Raw genomic sequence first — 24,315 nt, 5'->3', positions numbered from 1 at the left:
GCAGAGGAGTCAACAGGGGGAGCAGGAAAAAGTTAAGAAATGATTAAAAACATCATCTTTTGAAGCAAGACGTGGCTAGAACGCGGCTGCGCCGCTGCTAGACGCTTCGCTTGCTAGTAGCTAGGAGAGCGGATGCAGGAGCTGCTTCCAGCGGTGAATCAATTCGCCAACACTATCAGATACCCCATCGCCCCTGGAAGGGGCTCCTACAAAACATAAAACCGCCTCGCGGCGGTTTTTATGTTTTGTCTTTGCTTTTTCCAGCAGGAAACGCAGTTTCCGTCCTCGCCACTAGCAAGCGACGAAGTCGCGTCTAACAGCTAATCAAGCGAAGCGTCTAGCTAGCCGCGAAGCGGCGGTCTGATGATCTATTTGATCATGCCTGTTTCTTGCAAATATTTTATCGTGCCTTGATGAAAAGGTATGTCGCCTGTCGTCTGAAGCATCTTCTCTTTTTTCAAGTTCGCAAAAGCGGGATGGAGTTTACGGAAAATATCAAAATTTTCGAACACCTCTTTCACCACCTGATGCACCACCTCTTCTGAGGTATCGACTGACGAGACCAGGATACTCTCAACGCCAAAACTCTTCGTTTCCTGATCATTACCACGGTAGAGTCCGCCAGGTATTGTCGCATGCTGATAATAACTGTTATCAGCAACCAGCTTATCAACAGCGGGCCCCGTTACATCAACCAACACACTATCACAGGAGGTTGTCGCTTCTTTAATCGCGCCACTGGGATGACCAATCATATAGATCATGACATCAATATCGCCTGCGCAGAGTGCACTGGCCTGCTCTGATGCATTCAGTTCAGCGGCGAGGGCAAAATCCGCTTTTGTCCAGCCCAGGGCTTTCATCAGCGCTTCCAGCGTACCGCGCTGCCCGGTACCAGGCACCCCCATGTTAACTTTTTTGCCCTTTATATCAGCAATCGTTTTGATACCACTGTCGGCACGGGCGACCACGGTAAAGGGTTCAGAGTGGAGAGAAAATACAACTCTCAGGTCCTTATCTGGTCCAGCTTTAGCAAATTTATCACTGCCAGTATAAGCCTGATAGAGTGAGTCTGACTGGGCTATACCAAAGTTAATATCGCGGTTGGCTAACAGCTCCAGGTTGGCACCGGAACCCGCTGTGCTTTCCGTTGAACAGCGAATACCATGCTCTGAACGGCTTTTGTTCACCAGACGGCAAATAGCCCCGCCTGTCGGGTAATACACCCCGGTAACACCACCTGTACCAATGGTAATGACCTCTTTCACCGGAACAGGATCGCCTGCGAACGCTCCTACAGATGCCACGCACGCCCCCAGAGCGATAATCAGGGAGGTTATTGTGTTGCGAAAAGCCATATTCCACTCCTTTGAACTTAGATAAGAAACCGCACAAGCTGCCGATTATAACAATATTTGCACGACATCATATTACAGCGCGTACAGAGACTACAACCATGCTGGAACAACAACTTATATAAGCGTTTTCCTGTCAAAGCGGCACAACTTTCTGTATGGAAACAGATCAATGATCGCCCCCCCTCTTACCTGAGTCTGCATATTCACCCACCATTGAGGATCTAACAAATCTCCATGAAGTTGGTCAAACAACCTCCGCACCCGGTGATCACACGCCGTTAATAAGGAAAACTCCTCGGGGAAAACATCATTTGCCGCAACCGAATACCAGGGTTCGGCTGCCAGCTCCTGTTCCGGATAAAGCGGTTCGGGAATGGCGCGAAAATTACACTCGGTCAGATAACTGATCTCATCATAATCATAAAATACCACTCGCCCATGACGGGTAACGCCGAAGTTTTTAAACAACATATCACCGGCAAAAATATTCGCCGCGGCCAGCTCTTTAACACACTTACCAAACTCATTAATTGCCAGAAACACGGCTTGTTCATTATCCTGTCGCAACATCTCATCAAGATAAATATTCAGCGGGATCATCCTGCGTTCGGTCCACAGATGTTTGATCACCACTTCATCAGCATCGATATCAACCGATGCCGCGGCAACCTGTTTCAACTCTGCTAACAGGGTATCTGAAAACCGCTTTCTGGGGAGTGTCAGATTCACAAACTCCTGTGTATCCGCCATTCTACCGGCCCTGTCATGCCTTTTTACCAATTGATACTTAGCGATGACCCCCTCTCGGGTAATCTGTTTTGCCGATGCAAAGCGATCTTTGATTATTTTGAACACCACAGGATACGATGGCAGGGTAAATACCGTCATCACCATCCCTTTAGTACCCGGCGCAACTTCAAACTGATCAGAGGTCTGCTCCATATGAGTCATAAAATCACGATAAAACTCAGCTTTACCCTGCTTATAAAAACCAATTGAGTTATAAAGCTCTGCAATAGACTTCATCGGTATCAGTGAATGCAAAAAGCAGATAAATTCTGCCGGCACATCGACATCCACAAGAAAGTATGTGCGGGTAAAGCTGAATACAATTGATACATCATTCTCATCTGTCAGAGCTGTATCAATATAGACCGCGCCATGCTCATTATTCAGAATGGGCAAAATAAATGGCAGCGAATGATGGTTAAACTGAACCCGGCCGACAATGTAAGCACCTTTGTTGCGGTAAAAAATGGCCTGAATCACTTCTATTACGGTGTTTTCATCCGCAACGATATCAGCAGCAACGTGAGCCCGGATATAACGCAGAAGGTTTCGTATATCCCTGCGTTTATTTTCCCAGGGGATGGCAAACTGATAATCATCCATTAACTGGTTAATGACGTTTATAAGGCCTTTTTTCAGAGTATATCGACGATAGATCTGACCAGTATTGAGGGTTCTGTGCTGCGAGGGTCTCTGAGCTGTTGAGCTGATAAACATCAGCTGATCCGTTATTTGCCGGTGACCAAACAGCGCACAATAGACCGAGTTATAAAATGTTTCACTCAGATCAGCATCATCGCGGGCGACTATCAGACTCAGATAACTGGCTTTAACGGCAACCCAAAGCGCACTCTCAGCGCTATCCCTGATGGCGGCTCTGATCTGCCTGCTGACCCGCTCAACCATAGCACCATAGAGGTCGATTCGTTCCACAGACAGACATTGGATGGCAGGCCAGTCCGCAGCTTCGAAACAGGGCCTGGCCTGAAGGGTGATCGCTTTGAACTGTTTGCGATAGTCAGTAAAGCCATCCAGTATCAACAGGGCTATCAACTCGGCGTCACGTTGTTTCATATTTCTCTGCTTGCGCTGTCATCTCTATATTATTTAGCAGCGATTGCCGCGGGTTACCATTCTCCAGGTGAAAAGGTTTGGAAAAACAGTTGTCTAATTCCGTTATCTGCTTAATATTGAAAGGTATTATTATTTTCGGAATCACGCCATGTATCGTCTTCCCGACCTGAAGAAAAACACCCGTATCAACGCGATTGCCGTCATGACCAGCGGGGGCGATTCACCCGGCATGAATCCGGCCATTCGTAGTGTTACCCGGGCAGCACTGAACCAGGGTATCAGGGTATTTGGTATAAACCGGGGTTACAGCGGCCTGATAATCGGCGATTTCACTGAACTTAAGAGTGGTGATGTTTCCAACATTGTTCAGCGCGGCGGTACCATTCTTAAAAGTGATCGATGTGAAGCGTTTAAAGATCCGGCGGTTCGCCACCAGGCAGGGGAGATTCTCAAAGAACACCATATCGGCGGTCTGATCGTCATCGGTGGAGATGGCTCATTAACCGGAGCCCACCTGCTGACCCATGAAACCGGTATCCCGGTGATCGGATTACCCGGCACCATTGATAATGATATCTACGGCACCGAGGATACCATCGGCTTTGATACCGCCCTGAATACGGCACTGGAAGCGATTGATAAAATTCGTGATACCGCCATTTCCCATGAACGGATCTTTCTCGTTGAGGTGATGGGCCGCAATTCTGGCCATATAGCCTCTCAGGTTGGCGTGGCCTGCGGGGCAGAGATGATTATTGTGCCTGAGATCGATTTTAAGCTTGAGGCGCTATGTTTCTCTCTTGCCAGCCAACGGGCAGAAGGCCACGGCAGCAGCGGTATTATCGTAGTTGCAGAGGGGCCAAGACCCGGCCTGACCTATCGGCTTGCCAATCAACTGGAAGCCCAGGGTGAAAAACCCGGGGTCTGTATTCTGGGGCATATACAACGGGGCGGCAGACCAACAGGTCACGACCGGGTGTTGGCGTCCTGCCTTGGAGCAGCGTCAGTCACTTACCTGCTGGCGGGATTCACTGACGTTATGATCGGCATGATCGACAGTAAAATCACAGCAACCCCCTTACTGGATATTATGGAGAAGCGGAAACCGCTCAATCCACAACTGGTAGAGCTGGCTCAGCTACTGCATAAATAAGTGCGAGTCAAAACAACGGTCACCGGGTTGCCTGACAAAAGTCATCAGGAATCCGGTCTGTAAACGCCTGAATCAGATCCGGCAACAACTCTTCAGCACTGATGCCGGATAAACTCTGGGCGTCACTGTTGAGCGCCTCAAGCGCGCCGCCCTGCTCCGGCTTATCCACAACAATTGAACTGAGCTGCTGCCAGTCACAGGGGCTCAGATGTAACCCGCTGACCAGCGCCACGCCTTTACGTTTACGTATTTGCGCCAGCCCAACCAGTTTGCGACCATCTTCACTGACGACCTCACCATGGGACAGCGAGGCATAGCAAGCCCATTTCAGATCCTGTTCCTGACTAATGGTTTTGGACCGGTCGATCATCGCCTGATCAACCCCCTTACAGGGAACATTGCAGGCTCTCAGCGCAGCGATCCAGATCTGCTCCAGCCAGGAAAAAATTTCAATAATGTTTTGCTTTGCCACGGGGTGATCCGGCGGAATAAACACTGTGACACTTAGCATCCAGGGACCAGCCAACACAGCCCCACCCCCTGAACGCCGACGAATCATGGCGAAACCTGCCGCTTCGGAACGGCGCATCTGATCCTCATCGGGCCGTTGAGAACAGCCCATAATGACCGCCGCCCGGTCATACTGCCAAAACAGCACCTGCGGCTTTTCCACCCCAGCTTCAAGAATTTCACTGATGCATTGTTGCTCATCTGGCATTGAACCGCTTACCAGAGACTGTAGACTGCTTACCATTATTTCCCCCGAAGATCAGAGGCAGGAAGATTAACCTATCTATCCCCCTGGGAAAACCATTATCATGCGACGACCAGTAAGGAACGACGCCGATGCAGACAGAGTTTATCGATATATATCAACAGGCACTTGCCAGTCATGGTTATCAGCATGACCCAGCTCAGCTGCGATTGGTTGAAGCGCTTAATCCTGTTTACACATCACTGGTATCAGGCCGCCACCGAGCCGGTGATTCAGCAGGCATCTATATCTGGGGCCCTGTCGGTCGTGGCAAAACCTTTCTGATGGATCTGATGTTTGCGCATCTGCCCGATAAGATCTGCCTGCGCCTGCACTTTCACCGTTTTATGGCACAGACCCACCAGCAACTGACTGTGCTACAGGGTAAACCAGACCCTCTGGAACTGATCGCCCAAAAACTGGCCCGCCAATACCAACTCATCTGTTTTGATGAGTTTTTCCTTAACGATATTGCCGATGCGATGATTCTGGGCAAGCTGTTCAGGTCGTTACTCAAGCGTGGCGTTCGCCTGATCACCACCTCCAATCGCCCACCAGAAAAACTCTGCAAAGATCCACTATTTGAGGACCGGGTCAGACCGATTATTGCGATGATCAACCAGCAGATGCAGGTGTTTAACCTGGCTGGAGAAACGGATCATCGTTTACGCTCCCTGACTCCCTCCCCCTGTATATTTCATTCAAGTAATACCGATACTGACGCTGAGCAGCAACTGACAAAACTCTACACCTCCATCAGTCGCAATCCGCCCCGCGCGGATGAGGTGATTGTGATGCAACGGCCCATACCCGCTAAGGCAGTGAGCCCGGAATGTGTCTGGTTTGACTTTGAACATATCTGCATGGGTGCCCGCAGCCAGATGGACTACATCGAACTGGCGAACCGCTTCAGCCATATCTTTGTCAGCCAGGTCCCCCTGCTGGGAAGCCGCAGCACAGAACAGATAAAAGCCCGGGGTACAGAAGATGGCAGCGAAGCGGTAAAAGCGGGAGAACGGCAGGTATTACTGGGCAGTATGGATGATCCGGCACGACGCTTTATCAGCCTGGTCGATGAACTCTATGACCGGGGAGTGAACCTGTTTCTGAGTGTGGAGGTCCCCCTGGAAAAACTCTATATGGAGGGTAGTCTGGTATTTGAGTTTGCCAGAACATACAGCCGTCTGACCGAGATGCAGTCGTGGGAGTATCAACAACGCCAACCCACAGACCGATAACTCCGTTACGCGATGAATGACTTCGTCTGCCAATCGCTTAATGAAGGTCGGCGTCTATGACTAGTTTGCCCAGTTCAAAACATTGACGAATCGCTTCATCTTCAGAGGCGGCAATGACCTGATTTTCCGGCACCGCTTCAAGCTCTCCGGCGTTATGAAAAATCGTATCTTTAAGATCCCTGTGATAAATTTTAGGTTCAAGCGTCCAGCGGTTGTGCCCCATATGTCTGACCAGAGCGGTAATACGGTAATCACCATAGTCAATCTGATTCATCAAACACCTCCGACATCACATGATGCATGAGGGTAATTATAGCCGAGCAGTCTGAAGTAACAGACGTTCAACAGGAATAATTTTCATGAAAACTGCGTTGCGTTTTTTCTTTCAGGGATTATTGATACTGCTGCCTTTTGTGCTGACTATCTACCTGGTGTTTCTCATTTTTACCGCATTGGATGAAACACTTTTTTCAGCGGTCGGTTCTTTGATCGGCTATTTTATTCCAGGATTACAACCCGGCCTGACCGAAACCCTGCTGGGTATCGTGCTGACAGTCATCATCATTATTCTCACCGGGATTGCAGGGTCGCTCTACCTCACCCGTTTTCTGATGAATATTATCGGTTCACTGATGGACCGCATCCCAGTAGTAAAGCTGTTATATAACTCTCTGAAAGATCTGTTCCAGGCACTGTTAGGTGACCAGAAAAGTTTTGACAAGCCGGTGATGGTCTTCCTGAACAGGGAGAAAACCATCAAAGTAATGGGTTTCCTGACCTGCGAAGATCTCAACAGTTTCGGACTCAGTGAGGATGTTGCCGTCTATCTGCCCGACTCTTACAACTTCTCCGGCAACCTGATTATCGTCCCCAGAGAGCAGGTTATCCCGCTCGACGTCAGTGCAGGAAAAGTCACCACCTTTATCGTCAGTGGCGGTGTGTCCACCACTGAAAAATCAACTTAACCCCTGGAATCACTGACAAAAGGGTTGGTCTTGCGTTCATGGCCAAAGGTCGACATCGGTCCATGTCCGGGGATAAACGCGACACTATCCCCCAGCGGAAACAGCTTTTCGCGAATAGAGCTGATCAGTGTGGCATGATCACCTTTTGGAAAGTCAGTACGGCCGATTGAGCCCTGAAACAGGACATCACCCACCTGCGCAAGCTGACTCTCCGGACTGTAAAACACGACATGACCCGGGGTGTGCCCTGGACAGTGAAGCACCTCTAGCGTTTCATTGCCCACGGTGACCCTGTCACCCTCTTCCAACCAGCGGTCCGGGGTGAAGATCTCCACCTGAGGAAAGCCAAACATCTGGCTCTGTTGAGGCAAACCATCAATCCAGAACTGATCCCCGATGTGTGGCCCCTCAATAGGTACACCGGTCTGCTTTACCAGCTCCGCGGTACCACCTGCATGATCAATATGCGCATGAGTCAGCAGGATTTTTTCCAGCTCCAGCCCCAGTTCAGCGATTCTGGCCAGCACCACCGCGATATCACCGCCGGGGTCCACCACGGCCGCCTTTTTACTCTCTTCACACCACAACAGTGTGCAGTTTTGCTGAAAAGGGGTAACGGGAATAATACTGTATTTCATAATGGTGCCGCAGTCATTGAAAAGAGATCCCGCAGTATACCTATTTCTGAACTATCCTTCGATATGCCATAGCGGGTTAAATAATCCGTAAGCACCAGACTTCAGGACAGGCAGTTAACACTGTCAGGAGGTTATATAGATGTCTGTATCTCCCACTTTACAAAAGTTCCTTAATCGGGGGGATATCCCCTATCGGCTGATCCGGCACCCCTATGCGGAAACCTCTCTCAGCTCCGCCATTGCCGCCCATGTCCCTGCCCGGCGAATGGCTAAAGGTGTCGTACTCAGGGATGATGAAGGTTTTATGATGGCAGTTGTACCTTCAGACCGACGGGTCGATCTGCATGCCATTAACCGCCAGATGGGACGGATTTTTTCGCCCGCGGCTCAACGAGATGTCAAAATTCTCTTCCGGGATTGCAACCGGGGCGCTGTCCCTGCGCTGGGCCAGGCTTATAACATACCGGTCATCTGGGATGATCATCTGGCCGATGAACCCGACTGCTATATGGAAGCAGGCGATCATCAGGACCTGCTCTGCTTCTCTCAATCCACCTTCAAACAGGTGATGTCAGAGAAACCCCACGGCATGATAAGCCACTGATTCAAAGTGCTTAGCATTATCGGGATGGTCACACCATCCCGATAAAACCCTCCCCTATATATTTACCCCGCTCAGGAAGCTATGCCATAGTAGCAACCAATTCCCGATTAGTTCTGTTGGAGAGAGCGATGAAAAAGCTGAAGCATGAAGCTGAACTGGTTAAAGAGGCGATCCGTATCGGTGGTGTCTATATGGAAAAGCGAGGGGCCGGACAGTTTGAGGCAACAGACAGTGCCAGCAATAAGATTACCGCTATCTATCGCCTTCTGGTGCTGGATAAGCTGATTCAACCCCTGGCCAAAGGTGAAGAGAGCGAACCCAACATGAAGCACAAGCTGGCTCTTTGGATTAGCCGTCAGTTGCCGAAAGGCCACCCCCTGCTGGAAGAATAACCGTGCAGCAATCGATCTATCTGGCGGGCCCCGATGTCTTCTGGCCCAACGCAGTGGCGTTGGGAGAAGCGAAAAAGGCGCTTTGCCAGCAATATGGCTTTACCGGCCACTTTCCTCTGGATAATGAATTAGACCTTTCAGCGCTAGCGCCCTATGAAGCAGGAATAGCTATCTATCAGGCCAATATTGGTCTGATGAACCAGTGTCATATCATTATTGCCAATATGACACCGTTCAGAGGCCCCAGTATGGATGTGGGTACCGCCTTTGAGATGGGCTATATGACCGCCCAGAATAAAGCGGTCTGGGGCTACACCCTGGATGGCCGGCTCTACAGTGACCGTATTGAAGGGGAACAAACTGATCGGGATGGCTTTAGCATTGAAGCGTTTCAGATGGCCGATAACCTGATGATGGTTGGTGCCACCGGGCAACTGGGCGGCTTGCTAACTGAGGCACTGAGCGAAGATATGGATAACCACCTGAGACTGTTTGAGAGGGTTTTACAACAGATACAAAAAAGCCGCTGACGTCAGCGGCTTTTTAATGATATGACCCCCGCGGGTTGCACCCTGCGATGCTTATATCTTATGGAGCTTATATCTTATGGCGCTTATATCTTATGGAGCTTATTCCTTATAGCGCTTACACCTTATGGTAGATCTCAGCACCGGTCTCTTTAAACTCCTGAGATTTCTCCTGCATCCCTTTATCGGCAGCTGCCTGCATCGATGCGATCTGTGACTCGTCCAGATCACGTACCTCCTGTGAGATCTTCATTGAGCAGAACTTCGGACCACACATAGAACAGAAGTGAGCCACTTTAGCAGACTCCTTCGGCAGGGTTTCATCGTGGAATGCCCGGGCGGTGTCCGGGTCCAGGCCGATATTAAACTGATCTTCCCAGCGGAACTCGAAACGAGCCTTAGACATCGCGTTATCACGAATCTGTGCACCCGGATGGCCTTTGGCCAGATCAGCCGCGTGGGCAGCGATCTTATAGGTGATAATACCGGTCTTAACATCATCTTTGTTGGGCAACCCAAGATGCTCTTTCGGGGTTACATAGCAGAGCATGGCACAGCCATACCAGCCGATCATCGCCGCACCGATACCGGAGGTAATATGGTCATAACCCGGTGCAATATCGGTGGTCAGTGGTCCCAGAGTATAGAACGGCGCCTCATGACACTCGGTCAGTTGCTTATCCATGTTCTCTTTAATCATATGCATCGGCACATGCCCCGGACCTTCGATCATCACCTGAACATCGTGTTTCCAGGCAATCTTAGTCAGTTCACCCAGGGTTTCCAGCTCAGAGAACTGCGCTTCATCATTGGCATCGTAAACCGATCCGGGACGCAGGCCATCCCCCAGAGAGAAAGACACATCGTACGCCTTGCAGATCTCGCAAATATCTTCAAAGTGAGTGTAAAGGAAGTTTTCCTCATGGTGTGCCAGACACCATTTTGCCATGATAGAACCACCGCGGGAGACAATACCGGTCATCCGCTTAGCGGTCATCGGCACATAGCGCAGCAGCACGCCAGCATGAATGGTAAAGTAGTCCACCCCCTGCTCGGCCTGTTCAATCAGCGTATCCCGGAACACTTCCCAGCTCAGGTCTTCAGCGACACCATTCACCTTTTCCAGGGCCTGATAGATCGGTACGGTGCCGATAGGCACGGGCGAATTACGCAGAATCCATTCACGGGTTTCATGAATATTCTTGCCGGTGGACAGATCCATAATCGTATCGGAACCCCAGCGGATACCCCAGGTCATCTTCTCCACTTCCTCTTCAATGGAAGAGGTCAGCGCAGAGTTGCCAATATTACCGTTGATTTTCACCAGGAAGTTGCGGCCAATGATCATCGGCTCGACTTCAGGATGGTTAATATTGGCAGGGATAATCGCCCGTCCCTCTGCCACTTCCTGACGGACAAACTCAGGAGTGATCTCATCGGGAAGTTTAGCGCCAAAGCTATGACCGGGATGCTGCTGGGCAACGATATTACCTTGCGCCCGCGCTTTAGCCAGTTTCATGTTTTCACGAATGGCGATAAATTCCATCTCCGGGGTAACAATTCCCTGGCGCGCATAGTGAAGCTGAGTAACGTTACTCCCCGGCTTTGCTTTAAGTGGCTTGCGGGTCAGTTCAAAACGCAGGTGATCCAGACGCAGATCCTGTTCACGGGCACGACCATATTCTGAACTCAGCCCATCAAGTTGCACCGTGTCACCACGCTCTTCAATCCAGCCAGCCCGCAAAGGCTCTAGCCCTTTACGTACATCAATACAGGCATCCGGGTCGGTGTAAGGGCCAGATGTATCATACACATAGAGGGGATCATTCTTCTCGCCGCCCATATCAGTAGGGGTATCCGCCAGAAAGATTTCACGCATCGGCACCCGGATGTCGGCACGGGAACCCTCGACATAGACCTTGCGGGAGTTAGGAAACGGTTGAACAGAGGCTTCATCAACCTGTGCACTGCGACTTAGAACTGTTTGACTATCGGTCATATTATTACCTGCGTCTTGAGTTTTTCTTATAAGGTTCCGGCTGAGGCCGGCTACCAATATCGATAAAAGTGATGCACTGGCCCCTGGCCATGCCCCACTTGCAACCGGTCTGCGGCAGATATAGCCGCAGAGATATAATCTTTTGCCTGTTGTACCGCCTCTGGCAAACTTAACCCGCACGCCAGCCCGGCGGTAATAGCGGATGCCAGAGTACACCCTGTGCCATGGGTATTGCGGGTTGCTATGCGCGGAGAACTAAAACGATACAGCTGATCACCATCAAACAGCAGATCCACGGCATCATCCGTTCCCTCAAGGTGCCCACCTTTGAGCAATACCGCGCCAGCGCCAAGGGCGAACAGCTGCTGAACCATCGTTTCCATCTCTGCCGGCGTGCCTGGTTGTGGGCAGCCCAGCAAAGTTGCAGCTTCAGGAAGATTCGGGGTAATCAGGGATGCCAGAGGGAACAGCCGTTTTTTCAGTGATTCGACTGCGCTATCCAGTAATAACGCATCACCGCTTTTCGCCACCATCACCGGATCAACAACCAGATAAGCGGGGCGATATTGCTCCAGTCTGTCTGCAACGCAGGCGACAGTCTCAGCATCGCCGAGCATCCCGGTTTTAACCGCAGTGACATTAAGATCATCAAAGACTGCGCAGATCTGCTCGGAGAGGACTGGCAACGGCACCGGATGGATCGCCCTCACCTCACGGGTGTTCTGTGCGGTGATCGCGGTAATCGCAGAGGCACCGTACACCCCCAGGGCGGAAAAGGCTTTCAGATCTGCCTGGATACCGGCACCACCACCGCTGTCAGAACCAGCGATAGTCAAAGCAATTGGAATGTTTCTTTCAGACATCGGTACCAGTCCAGCATTAATGAGCTAAACCGGGTACGACAAAGGCAGTAATTCGGTTTATCTCGATTTCCTACGCCGGTATTAACCGGATCAGGTTCGCGGGTTGTTGGTTTAGTCTCACTCCAACTCTCAGCCCGATGGGCACCCCGACAAGATCTGTATAGTTTATGTCCAAGCGTTCAACATGTCCATCTTCGTCAGGAAAATTGACATGGGACAAGCCTTGCCCGGCACAAATAAAAAAATAGGACTTTTTCCTATATCCACTCAACTGTAATTCACCCATGATGTGCTTCAGGAAGATTAAATGTTCGGGACTGAACAGGGGATGGCCCAGACAAGCGGATCAGGAAGCATGGAGTGCTGGCAGGATGCCATGGATTAACTGCAGGGAATAGGGATGCCAGTATGAAGAGAGTACTTAAGGGGAACTGAGTACTCTCTTTTTTTTGCCCGCTTTTAATACCACAGACTTCCCCATTATCGCCCCCTGCTATCGCAGCGCAAAATAGGATTTTTTCCTATAGCTCCTTAACCGCTGAAATAGGATACTGATTCTGACGGATCGATAGCCTTCACGGATGAGGGACACGGCAAGCGGCTGAAATATCAGGCGTAGATGATAGATAGGTGAAAAGGAAACAGGGATGTCAGCAGGAAGCTGATTAGATTTCACCAGGGCAACGGATCAGGAACAGATCATCTGGCCAGTAAAATAAAAGAGAGTGCTCAAGGGGAACTGAGCACTCTCTTTTTTTGTATAACGTTTAGCTCTGAACCCTAAGACCTTAGACCAGAATACCAGTAGACCAGAAGAGCAGCTCAGCAACCCCGCCAACGCTTCCCCGCTACGATTATCGAGACTCTATCTCAAACAACAGCCGGTTCGGCCGCCAGATCCTGCCACAGCTCACTGGCCAGCATCCCGGCGCTCTGATGACAACCGTTGAGTATCCACCTGGCCAGAGCCGCCGCTACATCGGGATAGTCGACCGGGTCAGGTGATAACCGCCCCGCCCAGCGATAGAACTGCTCCTCTTCCAACTCTGAAAAAACCTCTGCCAGCCCCAGATGTTCCAGCACAGCGGCGTTAGACAGTTGCTCAGGCTGGCCGGCAAGCGGCTTGGTCAGCAACTTTTTCCCCGCCTGTATTACCTCGCTGGCCAGACCAAAGCCACAGTTCGCAATCACACCATCGCAGCAAGCCTGAGCCTGACGAAATGCCTCTCGTGACAGAGGTCGCCAAAAAATATGCTCCTCATTTTCCGGGCTTTCTATATCGCAATAAACATGAAACTCATAATCACTGAATGGTGATAACCACTGCCTGATCTGCTCGCGGTTTTCAAATGGCAGATAGACCAGAATCATTCCCGGTTGCACGGTGATCGGATAGGGTTGGGCCTCAATCAAAGGGGGCAGTATCGGTCCATCAAAGTGATGCCAGTGTAAACCGATCCCCTGCTGGACGGGTGCGAAAAAACGGATCATCGGCATCATTACCCGACCGATACCCGGCCCCGGCAACGGATAACTGAAAGCGTACTGATGAGCGATACCGATGCTGGGCTTTTTCTGCAGCTTAGCGGCCCAGGCCGTCACCGGCTCAAAATCACTGATGACCAGATCATACTCTTGAAGGTCCAGTGCCCGGATATCCTTAACCAGTTGAATAAGACTGTTTTGAGTCAGACTGCGCCAGCGATCAATTTTACCGTCGGTAACACTGAAGGTAAGACCACGGCGAACCTGATACTCACCAAAAGGCTCCATATTAAACAGCTTATCAGGAGACCTTCCACTAAACAGAAAATCGACCTCGATCCCCTCCTTCGCCAGCGCCGGAGCCATCACTCTGGCCCGGGTGATATGCCCGTTACCCGTTGCCTGAACGCCATACAGAATTTTCATTGCAGATCCCGACTATATTGAAACGATTTAAAAAGAGATATCAGAGCAGATCAATCAGGTTTAACCCGATAACCGAGGAGGTCAGGCCTAATGCAGCGCCAGCCAGAATATCAGTGGGGTAATGCACCCCCAGGAACACCCTGGCCAGTGCGATCAGAGATGCCAGGGTGTAAGCAGGCAACATTAACGCGGGATAGTAGTAACTCAACAGCGAGGCAAAAACGAACGCGGCGGCGGCATGCCCGGACGGCAAACTAAACTTATCAGAAGGGGTAATCTGAGGTATGACATCGGCAAAGCGATCACAGGGTCGGTCGCGCCTGATTGCCTGTTTAAGAAACATATACACAGGCAACTCAATGGCAAACACAAACAGTCCGGCTAACAGGAAATCGATGCCGTTTTCAATATCTAACCAGGCCACCAGCAGGCCGGATACAAGGTAGAACCCCCCATCACCCAGTTTTGAGATAAGACGGCTGATTGTCGGCATCACCGGCAGTCTGCAGGTACCAAAACAGAGATAGTACAGTGCCACATCAAATGCGACTATGCGTTGCTGTAGTGCGTTCATAGTTTCGGACCAAATGTTTGCTGTTTGGCAACATTCTCCTCCAAAAACTATTACAGAGCGGTTAACGGCTATTTAAGCTTCGGTGACAGCCGTAACGACTGCAGGGAAAGGTAGGGACAAGTGAGGGAAGGAACTGACAGGCACCCACAATAATGCTGTCAGGGTGTTTTTTCAGCCAGCGAAGCGCTTGATAGCAAAGCTTTTTATCATAGTTAACCCATAGCGATCGCAGGCCAAAGGCGATATTCAGGCCTTTGGTTTACAAAGACTTTCATTTATGAAGCTTTTATTTATAAAGCATTGATTTTTAATGCTTATATTATTAAGAGTTAAGCCAGCCAGCAATAATATTTGCCAGTTTAAGCGGTGCTGTCAGCGGCATCATGTGCCCCTCTCCCGGCACCGTAATCAGTTCTATCGGTTGTACAGCTTCATAGACTACCCGACGACTATAGCCTACAGACAGCACCTCATCCTGTTCCCCCTGGACCAGAGCCAGTTGGAACGGATATTTACGTTTCATAATCCCCGCTCTGTGACTGAACAGGCTGGCCAGTGTTTTGAATGGGTAGTCCAGCACCAGCATCGGGTCATGATTTATCAACATCCCTGCCGGATGCCCTGCCAGCAGATGATCATAATCCACCATCCAGGCCAGCGGTAACCGCATCCCCGGAAACAGCATCGCACTCCCCCAGGTCCACTGCCAACCCAGCAGGTGAAACAGGTCAGGGGGTACTTCCGTTGTCAGCAGCGTGCCACAAACCACCTTACTGATCCGCTCATCATTCTCAGCCGCAGCTACCGCCAACAGCGCACCGATTGAGTAACCATAGATAAAATAGGGGCCATCATAGCGCTGCTCCAGAGCATCAATCACCAGAGAGACAGATTCCTGCACCGACTCAACGGTATAGACTCCGCGCTCACCACCGGAGTATCCATGGCCTGGTGGATCAATCGCCACAACATTAAAACCCCGCTGAGAAAGTGACCAGAGCATCTCAGCATAGAGCTCACCATAGGTGCCAATACCGGGCAGAAACATCAGTACCGGAGAATCAATTCCGTGTTCATAGATCTCACAATGGATAGGCAGCTCGCTGACATGGAATGTTTCACGCTTAGCCAGATAGGCGCCACTGCCCAGAGCACGTTGCAAATCCTCCCGGCTGGGGCAGATCTCCCCTCCTGTCGGGGTTGGTTTCAAGAGCGGTTCAAGAATTCCCATTAACGTTGACACTCCGGACAATAGACAGTGGATCGCTGACCCAGACGGATCTCTTTCAGTGTTGATTTACAGTGATGACAAGGTTCACCGCCACGACCGTACACATTCAGTTGCTGCTTAAAGTAGCCGGGTTTACCATCACCACCGACAAAGTCTTTCAGCGTGGTCCCCCCCTGCTCGATAGCCCGGGCCAGCACTATCCTGATCTCTTCTACCAGGCGTTTCAGTCGCTCAGCAGAGATATTACCTGCGGCCCGTTTGGGGTGGATACCCGCACTGAACAACGCCTCGTTTGCGTAAATATTACCCACCCCCACCACAACCTGGCTATTCATAATAAACTGCTTGATCGCCTGCTTGCGACCGCTGCAGCGCTGTTGCAGGTATTCTGCAGTGAAATCGCTGCTCAGCGGTTCAGGCCCCAGCGCTTCGAGTAACAGATGCTGCTGCCCTGCGGGCTGCCACAATACCGAACCGAACCGGCGCGGATCAGTCAGCCGCAACGCCATACCGCTATCCAGAACCAGGTCGACATGGTCATGATAACCCGCTGGCTGATCTGAAGACACCATATAGAGACTACCAGACATCCCCAGATGGATCATTACCGAACCACCCGGCAGGTTGATTAGCAGGTATTTACCCCGGCGGGTGACCGAATGGATGCGCCCCCCTGTTACCCATTCAGACAACTGCTCAGGAACCGGCCAGCGCAATTTCGGCTGACGCACGGTGAGCGCAGTGATCGTACGCCCTTCAATGTGTGGTTCGATACCCCGGCGGGTGGTTTCAACTTCGGGTAATTCTGGCATATTCAACAGGCTTCAGAGTGAATCGGTTCAGGTGTCTCCAGACACAAAAAAACCCGGACCAGCCGGGTTTTTTATGCTTAGCTCAGATTATTACTTAATCTTAGCTTCTTTGTACATAACGTGCTGACGAACAACTGGATCGAATTTCTTCATTTCCAGCTTATCAGGCGTAGTACGTTTGTTCTTAGTAGTGGTGTAGAAGTGACCAGTACCTGCAGATGAAACCATCTTAATTTTATCGCGCATAATCGTGCTCCTTAAACTTTAATGCCGTTCTTACGAACTTCAGCCAGCACAACATCGATACCTTTCTTATCGATGATACGCATACCCTTGGAAGAAACACGCAGACGGACAAACTTCTGCTCGCTCTCTACCCAGAAACGGTGCCAGTGCAGGTTCGGCAAAAAGCGACGACGTGTGCGGTTCAGTGCGTGGGAAACATTGTTTCCTGTTACAGGACGCTTGCCTGTAACCATGCAAACTCGAGACATGGAAAATACCTTTTAACGTTGTTTATGTAGCCTCTATCAGATACTTATTGGATCTGAAACCATAGATCCCCGCTAAAATGGGGTGGCTTCAATATCCTCAGGCGGTGCGTCCAAACCAAAGACAATAACCCGTACCGGTGGATAGAAGAGCGCGCATTGTACAGAAAACAAACGCTAATGGCTACATAAGCTTACAATTTTATTCTGCATCAGATCAGCCCTCTTTCTGCCAGAGAGACGGTGACTCCGCTGCCCACGACCATATGATCCAACAGGCGGATATCCACCAGACTCAGCGCCTCTTTAATCCGTTGAGTAATATGCTGGTCGGCCATACTGGGTTCAGCAATTCCAGAGGGGTGATTGTGGGCCAGAATCATCGCGGCGGCATTATGACTCAGTGCCAGCTTTACAACCTCACGGGGGTGTACGGTGGCGCTGTCAATGGTGCCCTTAAATAACTCCTCAAAGCAGATAACCCGGTGTTGGCTATCCAGCAGCAGACAGGCAAACACCTCACGACTGCGATCACTCAACTGCAGCTGCAGATAATCCCGCACCAGGTCGGGTGATGTCAGCGCAGAATCCCGCTGTAACTGCTCAGCCTGACAGCGGCGACTGATCTCCATAACCGCCTGCAGCTGAACATACTTAGCCGGCCCAAGCCCGAGCTGCTGACAAAACGTCTGCTGATCCGACTTTATTAACGCTCGTAAACCACCAAACCGTGTCAGCAACTGGCGAGCCAGATCTACAGCACTGCAGCCTTTGACACCCGTGCGTAGAAAAATTGCCAGTAGTTCGCCATCTGACAGGCTCACAGCTCCCTGCCGTAACAGTTTTTCCCGGGGGCGTTCAGCCTCCGGCCAGTCAGTAATCGCCATTATCACATCCCTGTGTCATCACTGATAAATGAATTTTACCCAACCATTGTAGACCAGCCCCCTGCAATGCGCTGCAGGAATGTAACTCGCTACCGGATAGTGGTATCGTATGGCTCCCACATTACCGCAGATGAATAGTTACCCGGTATGCAGAGACTCACTAACAGACAGATTGTATTAGGTATTACCGGCGGCATCGCTGCCTATAAGAGTGCCGAACTCACCCGATTACTCAAAGGTGCCGGCGCTGACGTTCAGGTGGTGATGACCCCGGCAGCCACCGAATTCATTACCCCTCTGACCATGCAGGCGCTCTCCGGAAACCCTGTGCATCAGCATCTGCTCGATCCCGAAGCGGAAGCAGGCATGGGCCATATTGAACTGGCTAAATGGGCCGATATGGTTCTGATCGCACCCGCCAGCGCCGATTTCATGGCGCGTTTAGACGGGGGCCTGGGAAATGACCTGCTCAGCACAATCTGCCTGGCAACTGAAGCCCCTATCGTACTGGCTCCGGCGATGAATCAGGCCATGTGGCGTGATCAGCAAACTCAGCGCAATGCCGCCAGTTTAGAAGGGAAAGGGGTGCGTCTGCTGGGACCCGGGATCGGTGATCAGGCCTGTGGCGACACGGGCCCCGGGCGAATGCTCGAACCCGCCCAGATCGCCCAGCAAACGGCAGCACTGTTCGACCGGGGATCACTCAGCGGTAAGCGGGTCTTTATTACCGCAGGCCCCACCCGGGAAGCGCTGGACCCGGTACGCTATATCAGCAATCACAGCTCCGGCAAGATGGGCTACGCCCTGGCTGAAGCAGCTGTAGATGCGGGAGCAAAAGTCACGCTGATCAGCGGACCAGTTAACCTGACAGCCCCCCAACGCTGTGAACGAATCATGGTTGAAAGCGCTGAACAGATGCTGGCCGCAGCGCTTGAACATATCGATGAGTGCGATATCTTTATCGCCTCTGCCGCAGTTGCGGATTTTCGCCCCGTTGCGGTCGCTGAGCATAAGCTGAAAAAAGGCACCGAAGAGATTATGGAGCTGCGACTGGTGAAAAACCCAGATATCGTTGCCAGTGTCGCTGCCCGGCAGAATAAACCTTTTACGGTGGGTTTTGCAGCCGAAACCCGTGATGTTGTCCATTATGCGCAGGATAAGCTGAGCCGTAAAAACCTCGATCTGATCATTGCCAATGATGTCTCCCGTAGCGATATCGGCTTTAACAGTGATGATAACGCAGTGACCGTGGTCAGCCACGATGATGTCCAGCAACTGCCGCTGAGCAGCAAACGCCAGTTAGCGGCTAAACTGATTGAGATCATCGCGGCGCATCAGGAGAGCTGAAGCGGCGCCAAAAACGCTGAAGCATCCCGGCACATCCCCAGCGCAATAGTTTCCAGGAAATGTAGCTTCCAGGAAAAATAGCTTTTAGGAAATTGAACCGTTGAACCGGCAAGACCTCAATCCAGCGATCTTTCGCGCCTACGATATCCGCGGAATCTATCCGCATAGCCTGAACCCGGACAGCGCCTGCCAGATCGGGCGGGCCATTGGCAGCGACGCGCGTGAACGGCAGCAACAGCGTCTCTGTGTTGGCCATGACGGTCGCCTTTCCAGCCCGGAACTGAGCCAGGCACTGATCAGCGGATTGCGGCTAAGTGGTATCGATGTAGTTGATCTGGGGATGGTGCCAACCCCGGTTTTATATTACGGCACCCACGCACTGAACACCGGCTCAGGCGTGATGGTCACCGGCAGCCATAATCCGGCTGACTATAACGGCTTTAAGATTATGCTGGCGGGGCATACCCTGTCCGGCGACGAGATCACCGACCTCCATCAGCGCATCCAGTCCTCCCGGTTTACCCATGGCTCGGGCGCCCTGCTCTCTCAGGATATCAGCGAGGCCTACCTTAAGCGGGTATTACTGGAACGGCGGTTGCGCCGCCCCCTGAAGGTGGTGGTCGATTGCGGCAACGGCGTCCCCGGTCCCTGGATCGTCAGGCTTTTGCAGCGTCTGGGCTGTGAAGTGACCGCGCTGTACTGCGATGTGGATGGGACTTTTCCCAATCACCACCCGGACCCGGAAAAAGCTGAAAATCTGGCAGACCTGATCACTGAAGTCATTGAAACAAAGGCAGATATCGGGCTGGCACTGGACGGTGATGGCGACCGCCTGGCAGTAATCAGTGACAACGGAGTTAGCATTACCCCGGATCAGTTGATCTGCCTGTTCGCGCAGGACCTGTTACAACAACACCCCGGCGCTGAGATCGTCTACGACGTTAAATGCTCGCTAAACCTTCCCCTGCTGATTGAACAACAGGGGGGTAAAGGCGATATGTGGCGTTGCGGCCACTCCATGATCAAAAACCGGATGCGGCAAACCAACGCCCTGTTCGGCGGCGAGTTCAGCGGCCATCTGTTTTTTGCTGATCAGTGGTATGGCTTTGACGATGGCCTCTATGCCGCAGTCAGACTACTACAGTTGCTAAGTGACTCGGACAAATCCGCCGCTGAGCTGTTCAGCCAGTTCGCCACGCTGCCCTCCACCCCGATGATCAATATCGCGGTCAGCGACGAGGACAAGTTCCGCATCATTGAACAGTTAACACAGCAGGACTTTTCCCCGGCCCGGGTCTGTAATACAGACGGTTTGCGGGTAGAATACAGCGATGGCTGGTTTGGCATCAGACCATCCAATACAACCCCGATGCTGACGCTCAGAATTGAAGCACTCACCGTAGTTGCGCTGCAGCGGATCAGTCAGTTGCTGGAGCAGAAACTGAAACAGGTAATTCCTGACTTGCAAATCCCTGAGTTAGCGGTTACAAACTACACAAACCCTACAGATAGAGACGATACTCATGCCACTGTCACGTAAAGATGCGATGAATACCGCCAACGTGCTAAGCGAAGCACTCCCCTATATCCAGCAGTTTGCAGGTAAAACCGTTGTCATCAAGTACGGCGGTAACGCGATGATCGATGACAGACTGAAGGACAGCTTTGCCCGCGATATCGTGATGATGAAACTGATCGGTATTAACCCGATCGTTGTTCATGGGGGTGGCCCGCAAATTGGTGAGCTGCTGGATCAGCTGGCCATTGAATCTCACTTTGTTAACGGCATGCGGGTAACCGACTCAAAAACTATGGACGTGGTTGAGATGGTGCTGGGCGGCATGGTTAACAAAGATATTGTCGGCCTGATCAATCGCAATGGCGGCAAAGCGATCGGCCTGACCGGCAAAGACGGCATGCTGCTGGGCGCCCGAAAACTGAAGGTAAAACATCAGTCTCCGGAGATGTCAGCACCAGAAATTATCGACATTGGTCATGTTGGAGAGGTCGATCACGTCAATATCAAAGTCCTTGATATGCTGAGCAATTCAGACTTCATTCCGGTCATCGCTCCTATCGGCGTTGGCAGCGATGGCGAATCCTACAATATCAATGCCGACCTGGTTGCCGGTAAAGTGGCTGAAGTGATGCAGGCGGAAAAACTGATCCTGCTGACCAACATCAGCGGCCTGCTGGATAAAGAGGGCAACGTTCTGACCGGCCTGACCACCACACAGGTTGATGCACTGATAGAGGATGGCACCATCTACGGTGGCATGCTGCCCAAGATCGACTGCGCCCTGAGCGCCGTTAAATGCGGCGTGAACAGCGCCCATATTATCGATGGCCGGGTTGAACACTCCTGCATACTGGAACTCTTCACCGATGAAGGTGTGGGTACCCTGATCACCAACCAGCACCGGAAGGTTCAAGAGTAATGGATGCCGAACTAACCGAAAAGCCGTCACGGCGTGAACAGATTCTTCAATCTCTGGCGATGATGCTGGAAAGCGATCCCGGCGCACGCATCACTACCGCCGCTCTTGCCCGGCATGTAGGTGTTTCAGAAGCTGCGCTTTACCGCCACTTTCCCAGCAAAGCCCGGATGTTTGAAGGGCTTATCGCGTTCATTGAAGACACCATGTTCAGCCGCATTAACATCATCACCGGTTCTGATGCCAACGGGATGAAACAGTGCGAGCAGATTCTTACTCTGCTGCTGGCATTTGTGGAGAAGAACCCGGGGATGGCACGGATTCTTACCGGCGACGCCCTGTCCGGTGAAACCGACCGGCTGAGACAGCGTATCAATCAGTTCTTTGAGCGTATGGAAACCCAGTTGAAGCAGATTCTGCGCACCGCCGAACAGACCGAGGGGCTGCGTACCCAGCTGCCCAGCGGGGCGACTGCCAACCTGATGCTGGCCTGCGCAGAGGGGCGCATCCGTCAGTTTGTCCGTAGTGAATTCAAAGCCCGGCCAACGATCAACTGGACCGATCAGTGGAGTATTCTGGCGGTTGCCGCCAGCCGCTAACATCCGGAATTCGATTCAGCCTGAGGCACTCTGACAACGTGATCATCGAACAACTCAGTCTGGTGGTGATTTCGCTGCTGGCCAACGCCCTTTCGGCGATGGCTGGCGGCGGTGCCGGTCTGCTTCAACTGCCAGTACTGCTATTTCTCGGGCTCAGTTTCAGCACCGCACTGGCAACCCATAAGATCGCCAGTGTAGCACTGGGAATTGGCGCAACCCTGCGCCATCTGCGGGAAAAATCCCTCAACCGACGCTTCTGCCTGTTTATACTTGCATCTGGCCTGCCGGGCGTGATCACCGGCGGTATACTGGTGTTGCAACTGCCGGAATCGCTGACCATTCTCAGTCTTGGACTACTCACCACCGGACTGGGGCTCTATTCAATCTTCAAAACTCAGCTGGGCATGACCCACCAGCCCTGTAACCGTCACTTTTCAGGTATGTTACTGGGTGGACTGGTGCTCTGTCTGATCGGAATTCTCAACGGATCGCTGACCTCAGGAACAGGGCTGTTTGTCACCCTGTGGCTGGTTCGCTGGTTCGGGCTGGACTATAAAACCGCTGTAGCGTACGTCTTAATCCTGGTCGGTCTCTTCTGGAACGGTTCAGGCGCAATAACGGTTGCCCTGCAACAACCGCCCCATTGGGAATGGCTGCCAGCCCTGATTATCGGCGCAATCATTGGCGCTTATACCGGCACTCATATCGCACTGGTCAGGGGGAACGGCTTGGTAAAGCGGGTCTTTGAAGCGCTGACAATCATCGTTGGGGTTAAGCTGATTTATGATGCGACACTACTGTTTTAGGGCGTGACGACTACCCTGCTGAGCCAGACTATCGCGGCAATGTCCCTCATGCCGGTCACATTCATGATCCAGCTGGCGCTCAGCTAACCGCGCTTCCACCAGCCGACGCGCCTCTGCCTGCTGAAACAGAAACCCACTGGGTGCCACCAGTTGAATACCCTGCTCACCAATTTCAGGTAATGCCTGCTGAAGATAGCGGATAGTGACCGGATAAGGGTGACAGATCAGTACAGCAAACCCTTGCTCCTGCGCCAACTTCAGACCATAGCGGAACTGCTTATCAATAAAAGCAGTATTCTGCTCATGATCGAGAAAAACATCGCGCACCAGCCAGGGGATACCTTTTGAATAAGCTGACTTCCAGGCCGTTGTCTGACTGGTCGTGCGGCTATCCAGAAAGAACAACCCCTGCTCAGCCAACACCCCCATCACCCAGTCCATTTTCGAGCGCTGCTGGGTTAACAGACTGCCCATATGGTTATTCACACCCGAAACATGGGGAACTGAAGCGATATCATCCCGCAGAATACGTTCCAGCTGTAACTGGTTCTGGTTCTCGGTTAATGCACCCGGCCCTAACCTGAGATGTGCCGTATTTGCCATCGGCGCATGCAACATGACCTCTTTCCCCAGGCTATATGCTTTCTCAGCCAGTGCAACGCTGTGGGGAGTGTGGGGCAGAACAGAATAAGCAACCGGTCCTGGCAGATCAATCGCGGCCAGCCCTTTTTCCAGACTATTGCCCAGATCATCAACGATAATAATCAGCCGCGCCGGACCTGTTTCAGCCCTGACGGGCTGAAACAACAGCAAAAGCAACATCAGCCCAAGGCAATAAACGGTATGCCTTTTAGGCTCAAAAGCGCGG

At 51.7% G+C, this 24,315-nt stretch carries 26 protein-coding genes and 1 riboswitch; of the genes, 11 read left to right on the top strand and 15 right to left on the bottom strand.

Annotation, left to right across the window (positions count from 1 at the left end):
* Positions 1–368: 368 nt before the first annotated feature.
* A complete protein-coding gene (locus tag OCU43_RS04835) occupies positions 369–1,358 on the bottom strand; it encodes a TAXI family TRAP transporter solute-binding subunit (protein ID WP_091359675.1) in 990 nt (329 codons plus the stop codon).
* Positions 1,359–1,472: 114 nt separating this feature from the next.
* Positions 1,473–3,221, bottom strand: coding sequence for a bifunctional isocitrate dehydrogenase kinase/phosphatase (gene aceK / locus OCU43_RS04830; protein ID WP_091359678.1), 1,749 nt, complete (start codon positions 3,219–3,221; stop codon positions 1,473–1,475).
* 148 nt (positions 3,222–3,369) lie between these two features.
* Between aceK and pfkA the strand changes: the two genes are divergently transcribed.
* Positions 3,370–4,374 (top strand): 6-phosphofructokinase, encoded by a 1,005-nt coding sequence (gene pfkA / locus OCU43_RS04825; RefSeq protein ID WP_091359680.1) that lies wholly within the window; start codon positions 3,370–3,372, stop codon positions 4,372–4,374.
* A gap of 19 nt (positions 4,375–4,393) precedes the next feature.
* On the opposite strand, the gene OCU43_RS04820 is transcribed toward pfkA, so the two are convergent.
* Positions 4,394–5,128: a lipoyl protein ligase domain-containing protein gene (locus OCU43_RS04820; protein ID WP_139203196.1), complete on the bottom strand. Its 735-nt coding sequence runs from the start codon at positions 5,126–5,128 to the stop codon at positions 4,394–4,396.
* 92 nt (positions 5,129–5,220) lie between these two features.
* Here OCU43_RS04820 and zapE point away from each other — a divergent pair, with 92 nt between their 5' ends.
* Complete coding sequence (gene zapE / locus OCU43_RS04815; RefSeq protein ID WP_091359686.1) at positions 5,221–6,366, top strand: cell division protein ZapE; 1,146 nt, start codon at positions 5,221–5,223, stop codon at positions 6,364–6,366.
* 37 nt (positions 6,367–6,403) lie between these two features.
* Here zapE and OCU43_RS04810 read toward each other — a convergent pair whose 3' ends face one another.
* A complete protein-coding gene (locus OCU43_RS04810; protein ID WP_091359688.1) occupies positions 6,404–6,640 on the bottom strand; it encodes a hypothetical protein in 237 nt (78 codons plus the stop codon).
* 85 nt (positions 6,641–6,725) lie between these two features.
* Between OCU43_RS04810 and OCU43_RS04805 the strand changes: the two genes are divergently transcribed.
* Complete coding sequence (locus OCU43_RS04805; RefSeq protein WP_091359690.1) at positions 6,726–7,331, top strand: DUF502 domain-containing protein; 606 nt, start codon at positions 6,726–6,728, stop codon at positions 7,329–7,331.
* On the opposite strand, the gene OCU43_RS04800 is transcribed toward OCU43_RS04805, so the two are convergent.
* Positions 7,328–7,969 carry an MBL fold metallo-hydrolase gene (locus tag OCU43_RS04800; protein WP_091359693.1) on the bottom strand — a complete coding sequence of 214 codons (642 nt, stop codon included), beginning with the start codon at positions 7,967–7,969 and terminating at the stop codon, positions 7,328–7,330. The genes OCU43_RS04805 and OCU43_RS04800 overlap by 4 nt on opposite strands.
* A 139-nt stretch (positions 7,970–8,108) precedes the next feature.
* Between OCU43_RS04800 and OCU43_RS04795 the strand changes: the two genes are divergently transcribed.
* The 3 genes from OCU43_RS04795 (at position 8,109) to OCU43_RS04785 (ending at position 9,495) form a co-directional block, all read left to right on the top strand.
* On the top strand, positions 8,109–8,573 hold the full coding sequence (locus OCU43_RS04795) for an aminoacyl-tRNA deacylase (protein ID WP_091359695.1): 465 nt from the start codon (positions 8,109–8,111) through the stop codon (positions 8,571–8,573).
* Between the two features lie 128 nt (positions 8,574–8,701).
* Positions 8,702–8,965 (top strand): DUF5062 family protein, encoded by a 264-nt coding sequence (locus OCU43_RS04790; RefSeq protein WP_091359698.1) that lies wholly within the window; start codon positions 8,702–8,704, stop codon positions 8,963–8,965.
* Positions 8,966–8,967: 2 nt separating this feature from the next.
* Positions 8,968–9,495 carry a nucleoside 2-deoxyribosyltransferase gene (locus OCU43_RS04785; protein ID WP_091359701.1) on the top strand — a complete coding sequence of 176 codons (528 nt, stop codon included), beginning with the start codon at positions 8,968–8,970 and terminating at the stop codon, positions 9,493–9,495.
* 115 nt (positions 9,496–9,610) lie between these two features.
* On the opposite strand, the gene thiC is transcribed toward OCU43_RS04785, so the two are convergent.
* From thiC to radC, 9 genes are all read right to left on the bottom strand, one after another.
* Positions 9,611–11,491 (bottom strand): phosphomethylpyrimidine synthase ThiC, encoded by a 1,881-nt coding sequence (gene thiC, locus OCU43_RS04780; RefSeq protein ID WP_091359705.1) that lies wholly within the window; start codon positions 11,489–11,491, stop codon positions 9,611–9,613.
* A gap of 50 nt (positions 11,492–11,541) precedes the next feature.
* A complete protein-coding gene (thiD, locus tag OCU43_RS04775) occupies positions 11,542–12,354 on the bottom strand; it encodes a bifunctional hydroxymethylpyrimidine kinase/phosphomethylpyrimidine kinase (protein WP_091359708.1) in 813 nt (270 codons plus the stop codon).
* A gap of 49 nt (positions 12,355–12,403) precedes the next feature.
* Positions 12,404–12,513, bottom strand: a riboswitch (TPP riboswitch).
* Positions 12,514–13,224: 711 nt separating this feature from the next.
* A complete protein-coding gene (locus OCU43_RS04770) occupies positions 13,225–14,265 on the bottom strand; it encodes an MJ1255/VC2487 family glycosyltransferase (protein WP_091359712.1) in 1,041 nt (346 codons plus the stop codon).
* Positions 14,266–14,305: 40 nt separating this feature from the next.
* A complete protein-coding gene (locus tag OCU43_RS04765; RefSeq protein ID WP_091359715.1) occupies positions 14,306–14,839 on the bottom strand; it encodes a phosphatase PAP2 family protein in 534 nt (177 codons plus the stop codon).
* 322 nt (positions 14,840–15,161) lie between these two features.
* Positions 15,162–16,070, bottom strand: coding sequence for an alpha/beta hydrolase (locus tag OCU43_RS04760; protein ID WP_091359718.1), 909 nt, complete (start codon positions 16,068–16,070; stop codon positions 15,162–15,164).
* Positions 16,070–16,882: a bifunctional DNA-formamidopyrimidine glycosylase/DNA-(apurinic or apyrimidinic site) lyase gene (gene mutM, locus OCU43_RS04755; protein ID WP_091359721.1), complete on the bottom strand. Its 813-nt coding sequence runs from the start codon at positions 16,880–16,882 to the stop codon at positions 16,070–16,072. Before mutM ends, OCU43_RS04760 begins: the two co-directional genes overlap by 1 nt.
* A gap of 90 nt (positions 16,883–16,972) precedes the next feature.
* Positions 16,973–17,128, bottom strand: a complete 156-nt coding sequence (gene rpmG, locus OCU43_RS04750; RefSeq protein WP_019622531.1) for a 50S ribosomal protein L33 — start codon at positions 17,126–17,128, stop codon at positions 16,973–16,975.
* An 11-nt stretch (positions 17,129–17,139) separates the two neighbouring features.
* Positions 17,140–17,376 (bottom strand): 50S ribosomal protein L28, encoded by a 237-nt coding sequence (gene rpmB, locus OCU43_RS04745; protein WP_091359723.1) that lies wholly within the window; start codon positions 17,374–17,376, stop codon positions 17,140–17,142.
* A 209-nt stretch (positions 17,377–17,585) separates the two neighbouring features.
* Entirely contained in the window at positions 17,586–18,260 is a 675-nt protein-coding gene (gene radC / locus OCU43_RS04740) for a RadC family protein (protein ID WP_091359726.1), read from the bottom strand.
* Between the two features lie 147 nt (positions 18,261–18,407).
* On the opposite strand from radC, the gene coaBC reads away from it, so the two are divergent.
* The 5 genes from coaBC (at position 18,408) to OCU43_RS04715 (ending at position 23,447) form a co-directional block, all read left to right on the top strand.
* Positions 18,408–19,607, top strand: a complete 1,200-nt coding sequence (coaBC, locus tag OCU43_RS04735) for a bifunctional phosphopantothenoylcysteine decarboxylase/phosphopantothenate--cysteine ligase CoaBC (RefSeq protein ID WP_091359730.1) — start codon at positions 18,408–18,410, stop codon at positions 19,605–19,607.
* Between the two features lie 100 nt (positions 19,608–19,707).
* Entirely contained in the window at positions 19,708–21,147 is a 1,440-nt protein-coding gene (locus OCU43_RS04730; protein WP_091359733.1) for a phosphomannomutase/phosphoglucomutase, read from the top strand.
* Positions 21,131–22,045 (top strand): acetylglutamate kinase, encoded by a 915-nt coding sequence (argB, locus tag OCU43_RS04725; RefSeq protein WP_091359736.1) that lies wholly within the window; start codon positions 21,131–21,133, stop codon positions 22,043–22,045. Before OCU43_RS04730 ends, argB begins: the two co-directional genes overlap by 17 nt.
* Positions 22,045–22,641 (top strand): nucleoid occlusion factor SlmA, encoded by a 597-nt coding sequence (gene slmA, locus OCU43_RS04720; RefSeq protein ID WP_091359740.1) that lies wholly within the window; start codon positions 22,045–22,047, stop codon positions 22,639–22,641. Before argB ends, slmA begins: the two co-directional genes overlap by 1 nt.
* A gap of 38 nt (positions 22,642–22,679) precedes the next feature.
* Positions 22,680–23,447 (top strand): sulfite exporter TauE/SafE family protein, encoded by a 768-nt coding sequence (locus tag OCU43_RS04715; RefSeq protein WP_091359745.1) that lies wholly within the window; start codon positions 22,680–22,682, stop codon positions 23,445–23,447.
* On the opposite strand, the gene OCU43_RS04710 is transcribed toward OCU43_RS04715, so the two are convergent.
* Positions 23,436–24,269, bottom strand: a complete 834-nt coding sequence (locus OCU43_RS04710; RefSeq protein WP_091359748.1) for a divergent polysaccharide deacetylase family protein — start codon at positions 24,267–24,269, stop codon at positions 23,436–23,438. The genes OCU43_RS04715 and OCU43_RS04710 overlap by 12 nt on opposite strands.
* Between the last annotated feature and the right edge of the window lie 46 nt (positions 24,270–24,315).

It is taken from the genome of Amphritea atlantica, from assembly GCF_024347255.1.
Taxonomy (GTDB): domain Bacteria; phylum Pseudomonadota; class Gammaproteobacteria; order Pseudomonadales; family Balneatricaceae; genus Amphritea; species Amphritea atlantica.
Note: the sequence above shows the minus strand (reverse complement) of the source record. Positions and strands in the feature narration are given on the sequence as shown.

What these genes read in the sequence shown, in the direction of transcription:
- OCU43_RS04835 (WP_091359675.1), bottom strand. Translation starts at nt 1,358, where the DNA reads ATGGCTTTTCGCAACACAATAACCTCCCTGATTATCGCTCTGGGGGCG.
- aceK (WP_091359678.1), bottom strand. Translation starts at nt 3,221, where the DNA reads ATGAAACAACGTGACGCCGAGTTGATAGCCCTGTTGATACTGGATGGC.
- pfkA (WP_091359680.1), top strand. Translation starts at nt 3,370, where the DNA reads ATGTATCGTCTTCCCGACCTGAAGAAAAACACCCGTATCAACGCGATT.
- OCU43_RS04820 (WP_139203196.1), bottom strand. Translation starts at nt 5,128, where the DNA reads ATGGTAAGCAGTCTACAGTCTCTGGTAAGCGGTTCAATGCCAGATGAG.
- zapE (WP_091359686.1), top strand. Translation starts at nt 5,221, where the DNA reads ATGCAGACAGAGTTTATCGATATATATCAACAGGCACTTGCCAGTCAT.
- OCU43_RS04810 (WP_091359688.1), bottom strand. Translation starts at nt 6,640, where the DNA reads ATGAATCAGATTGACTATGGTGATTACCGTATTACCGCTCTGGTCAGA.
- OCU43_RS04805 (WP_091359690.1), top strand. Translation starts at nt 6,726, where the DNA reads ATGAAAACTGCGTTGCGTTTTTTCTTTCAGGGATTATTGATACTGCTG.
- OCU43_RS04800 (WP_091359693.1), bottom strand. Translation starts at nt 7,969, where the DNA reads ATGAAATACAGTATTATTCCCGTTACCCCTTTTCAGCAAAACTGCACA.
- OCU43_RS04795 (WP_091359695.1), top strand. Translation starts at nt 8,109, where the DNA reads ATGTCTGTATCTCCCACTTTACAAAAGTTCCTTAATCGGGGGGATATC.
- OCU43_RS04790 (WP_091359698.1), top strand. Translation starts at nt 8,702, where the DNA reads ATGAAAAAGCTGAAGCATGAAGCTGAACTGGTTAAAGAGGCGATCCGT.
- thiC (WP_091359705.1), bottom strand. Translation starts at nt 11,491, where the DNA reads ATGACCGATAGTCAAACAGTTCTAAGTCGCAGTGCACAGGTTGATGAA.
- thiD (WP_091359708.1), bottom strand. Translation starts at nt 12,354, where the DNA reads ATGTCTGAAAGAAACATTCCAATTGCTTTGACTATCGCTGGTTCTGAC.
- OCU43_RS04770 (WP_091359712.1), bottom strand. Translation starts at nt 14,265, where the DNA reads ATGAAAATTCTGTATGGCGTTCAGGCAACGGGTAACGGGCATATCACC.
- OCU43_RS04765 (WP_091359715.1), bottom strand. Translation starts at nt 14,839, where the DNA reads ATGAACGCACTACAGCAACGCATAGTCGCATTTGATGTGGCACTGTAC.
- OCU43_RS04760 (WP_091359718.1), bottom strand. Translation starts at nt 16,070, where the DNA reads ATGGGAATTCTTGAACCGCTCTTGAAACCAACCCCGACAGGAGGGGAG.
- mutM (WP_091359721.1), bottom strand. Translation starts at nt 16,882, where the DNA reads ATGCCAGAATTACCCGAAGTTGAAACCACCCGCCGGGGTATCGAACCA.
- rpmG (WP_019622531.1), bottom strand. Translation starts at nt 17,128, where the DNA reads ATGCGCGATAAAATTAAGATGGTTTCATCTGCAGGTACTGGTCACTTC.
- rpmB (WP_091359723.1), bottom strand. Translation starts at nt 17,376, where the DNA reads ATGTCTCGAGTTTGCATGGTTACAGGCAAGCGTCCTGTAACAGGAAAC.
- radC (WP_091359726.1), bottom strand. Translation starts at nt 18,260, where the DNA reads ATGGCGATTACTGACTGGCCGGAGGCTGAACGCCCCCGGGAAAAACTG.
- coaBC (WP_091359730.1), top strand. Translation starts at nt 18,408, where the DNA reads ATGCAGAGACTCACTAACAGACAGATTGTATTAGGTATTACCGGCGGC.
- argB (WP_091359736.1), top strand. Translation starts at nt 21,131, where the DNA reads ATGCCACTGTCACGTAAAGATGCGATGAATACCGCCAACGTGCTAAGC.
- slmA (WP_091359740.1), top strand. Translation starts at nt 22,045, where the DNA reads ATGGATGCCGAACTAACCGAAAAGCCGTCACGGCGTGAACAGATTCTT.
- OCU43_RS04710 (WP_091359748.1), bottom strand. Translation starts at nt 24,269, where the DNA reads ATGTTGCTTTTGCTGTTGTTTCAGCCCGTCAGGGCTGAAACAGGTCCG.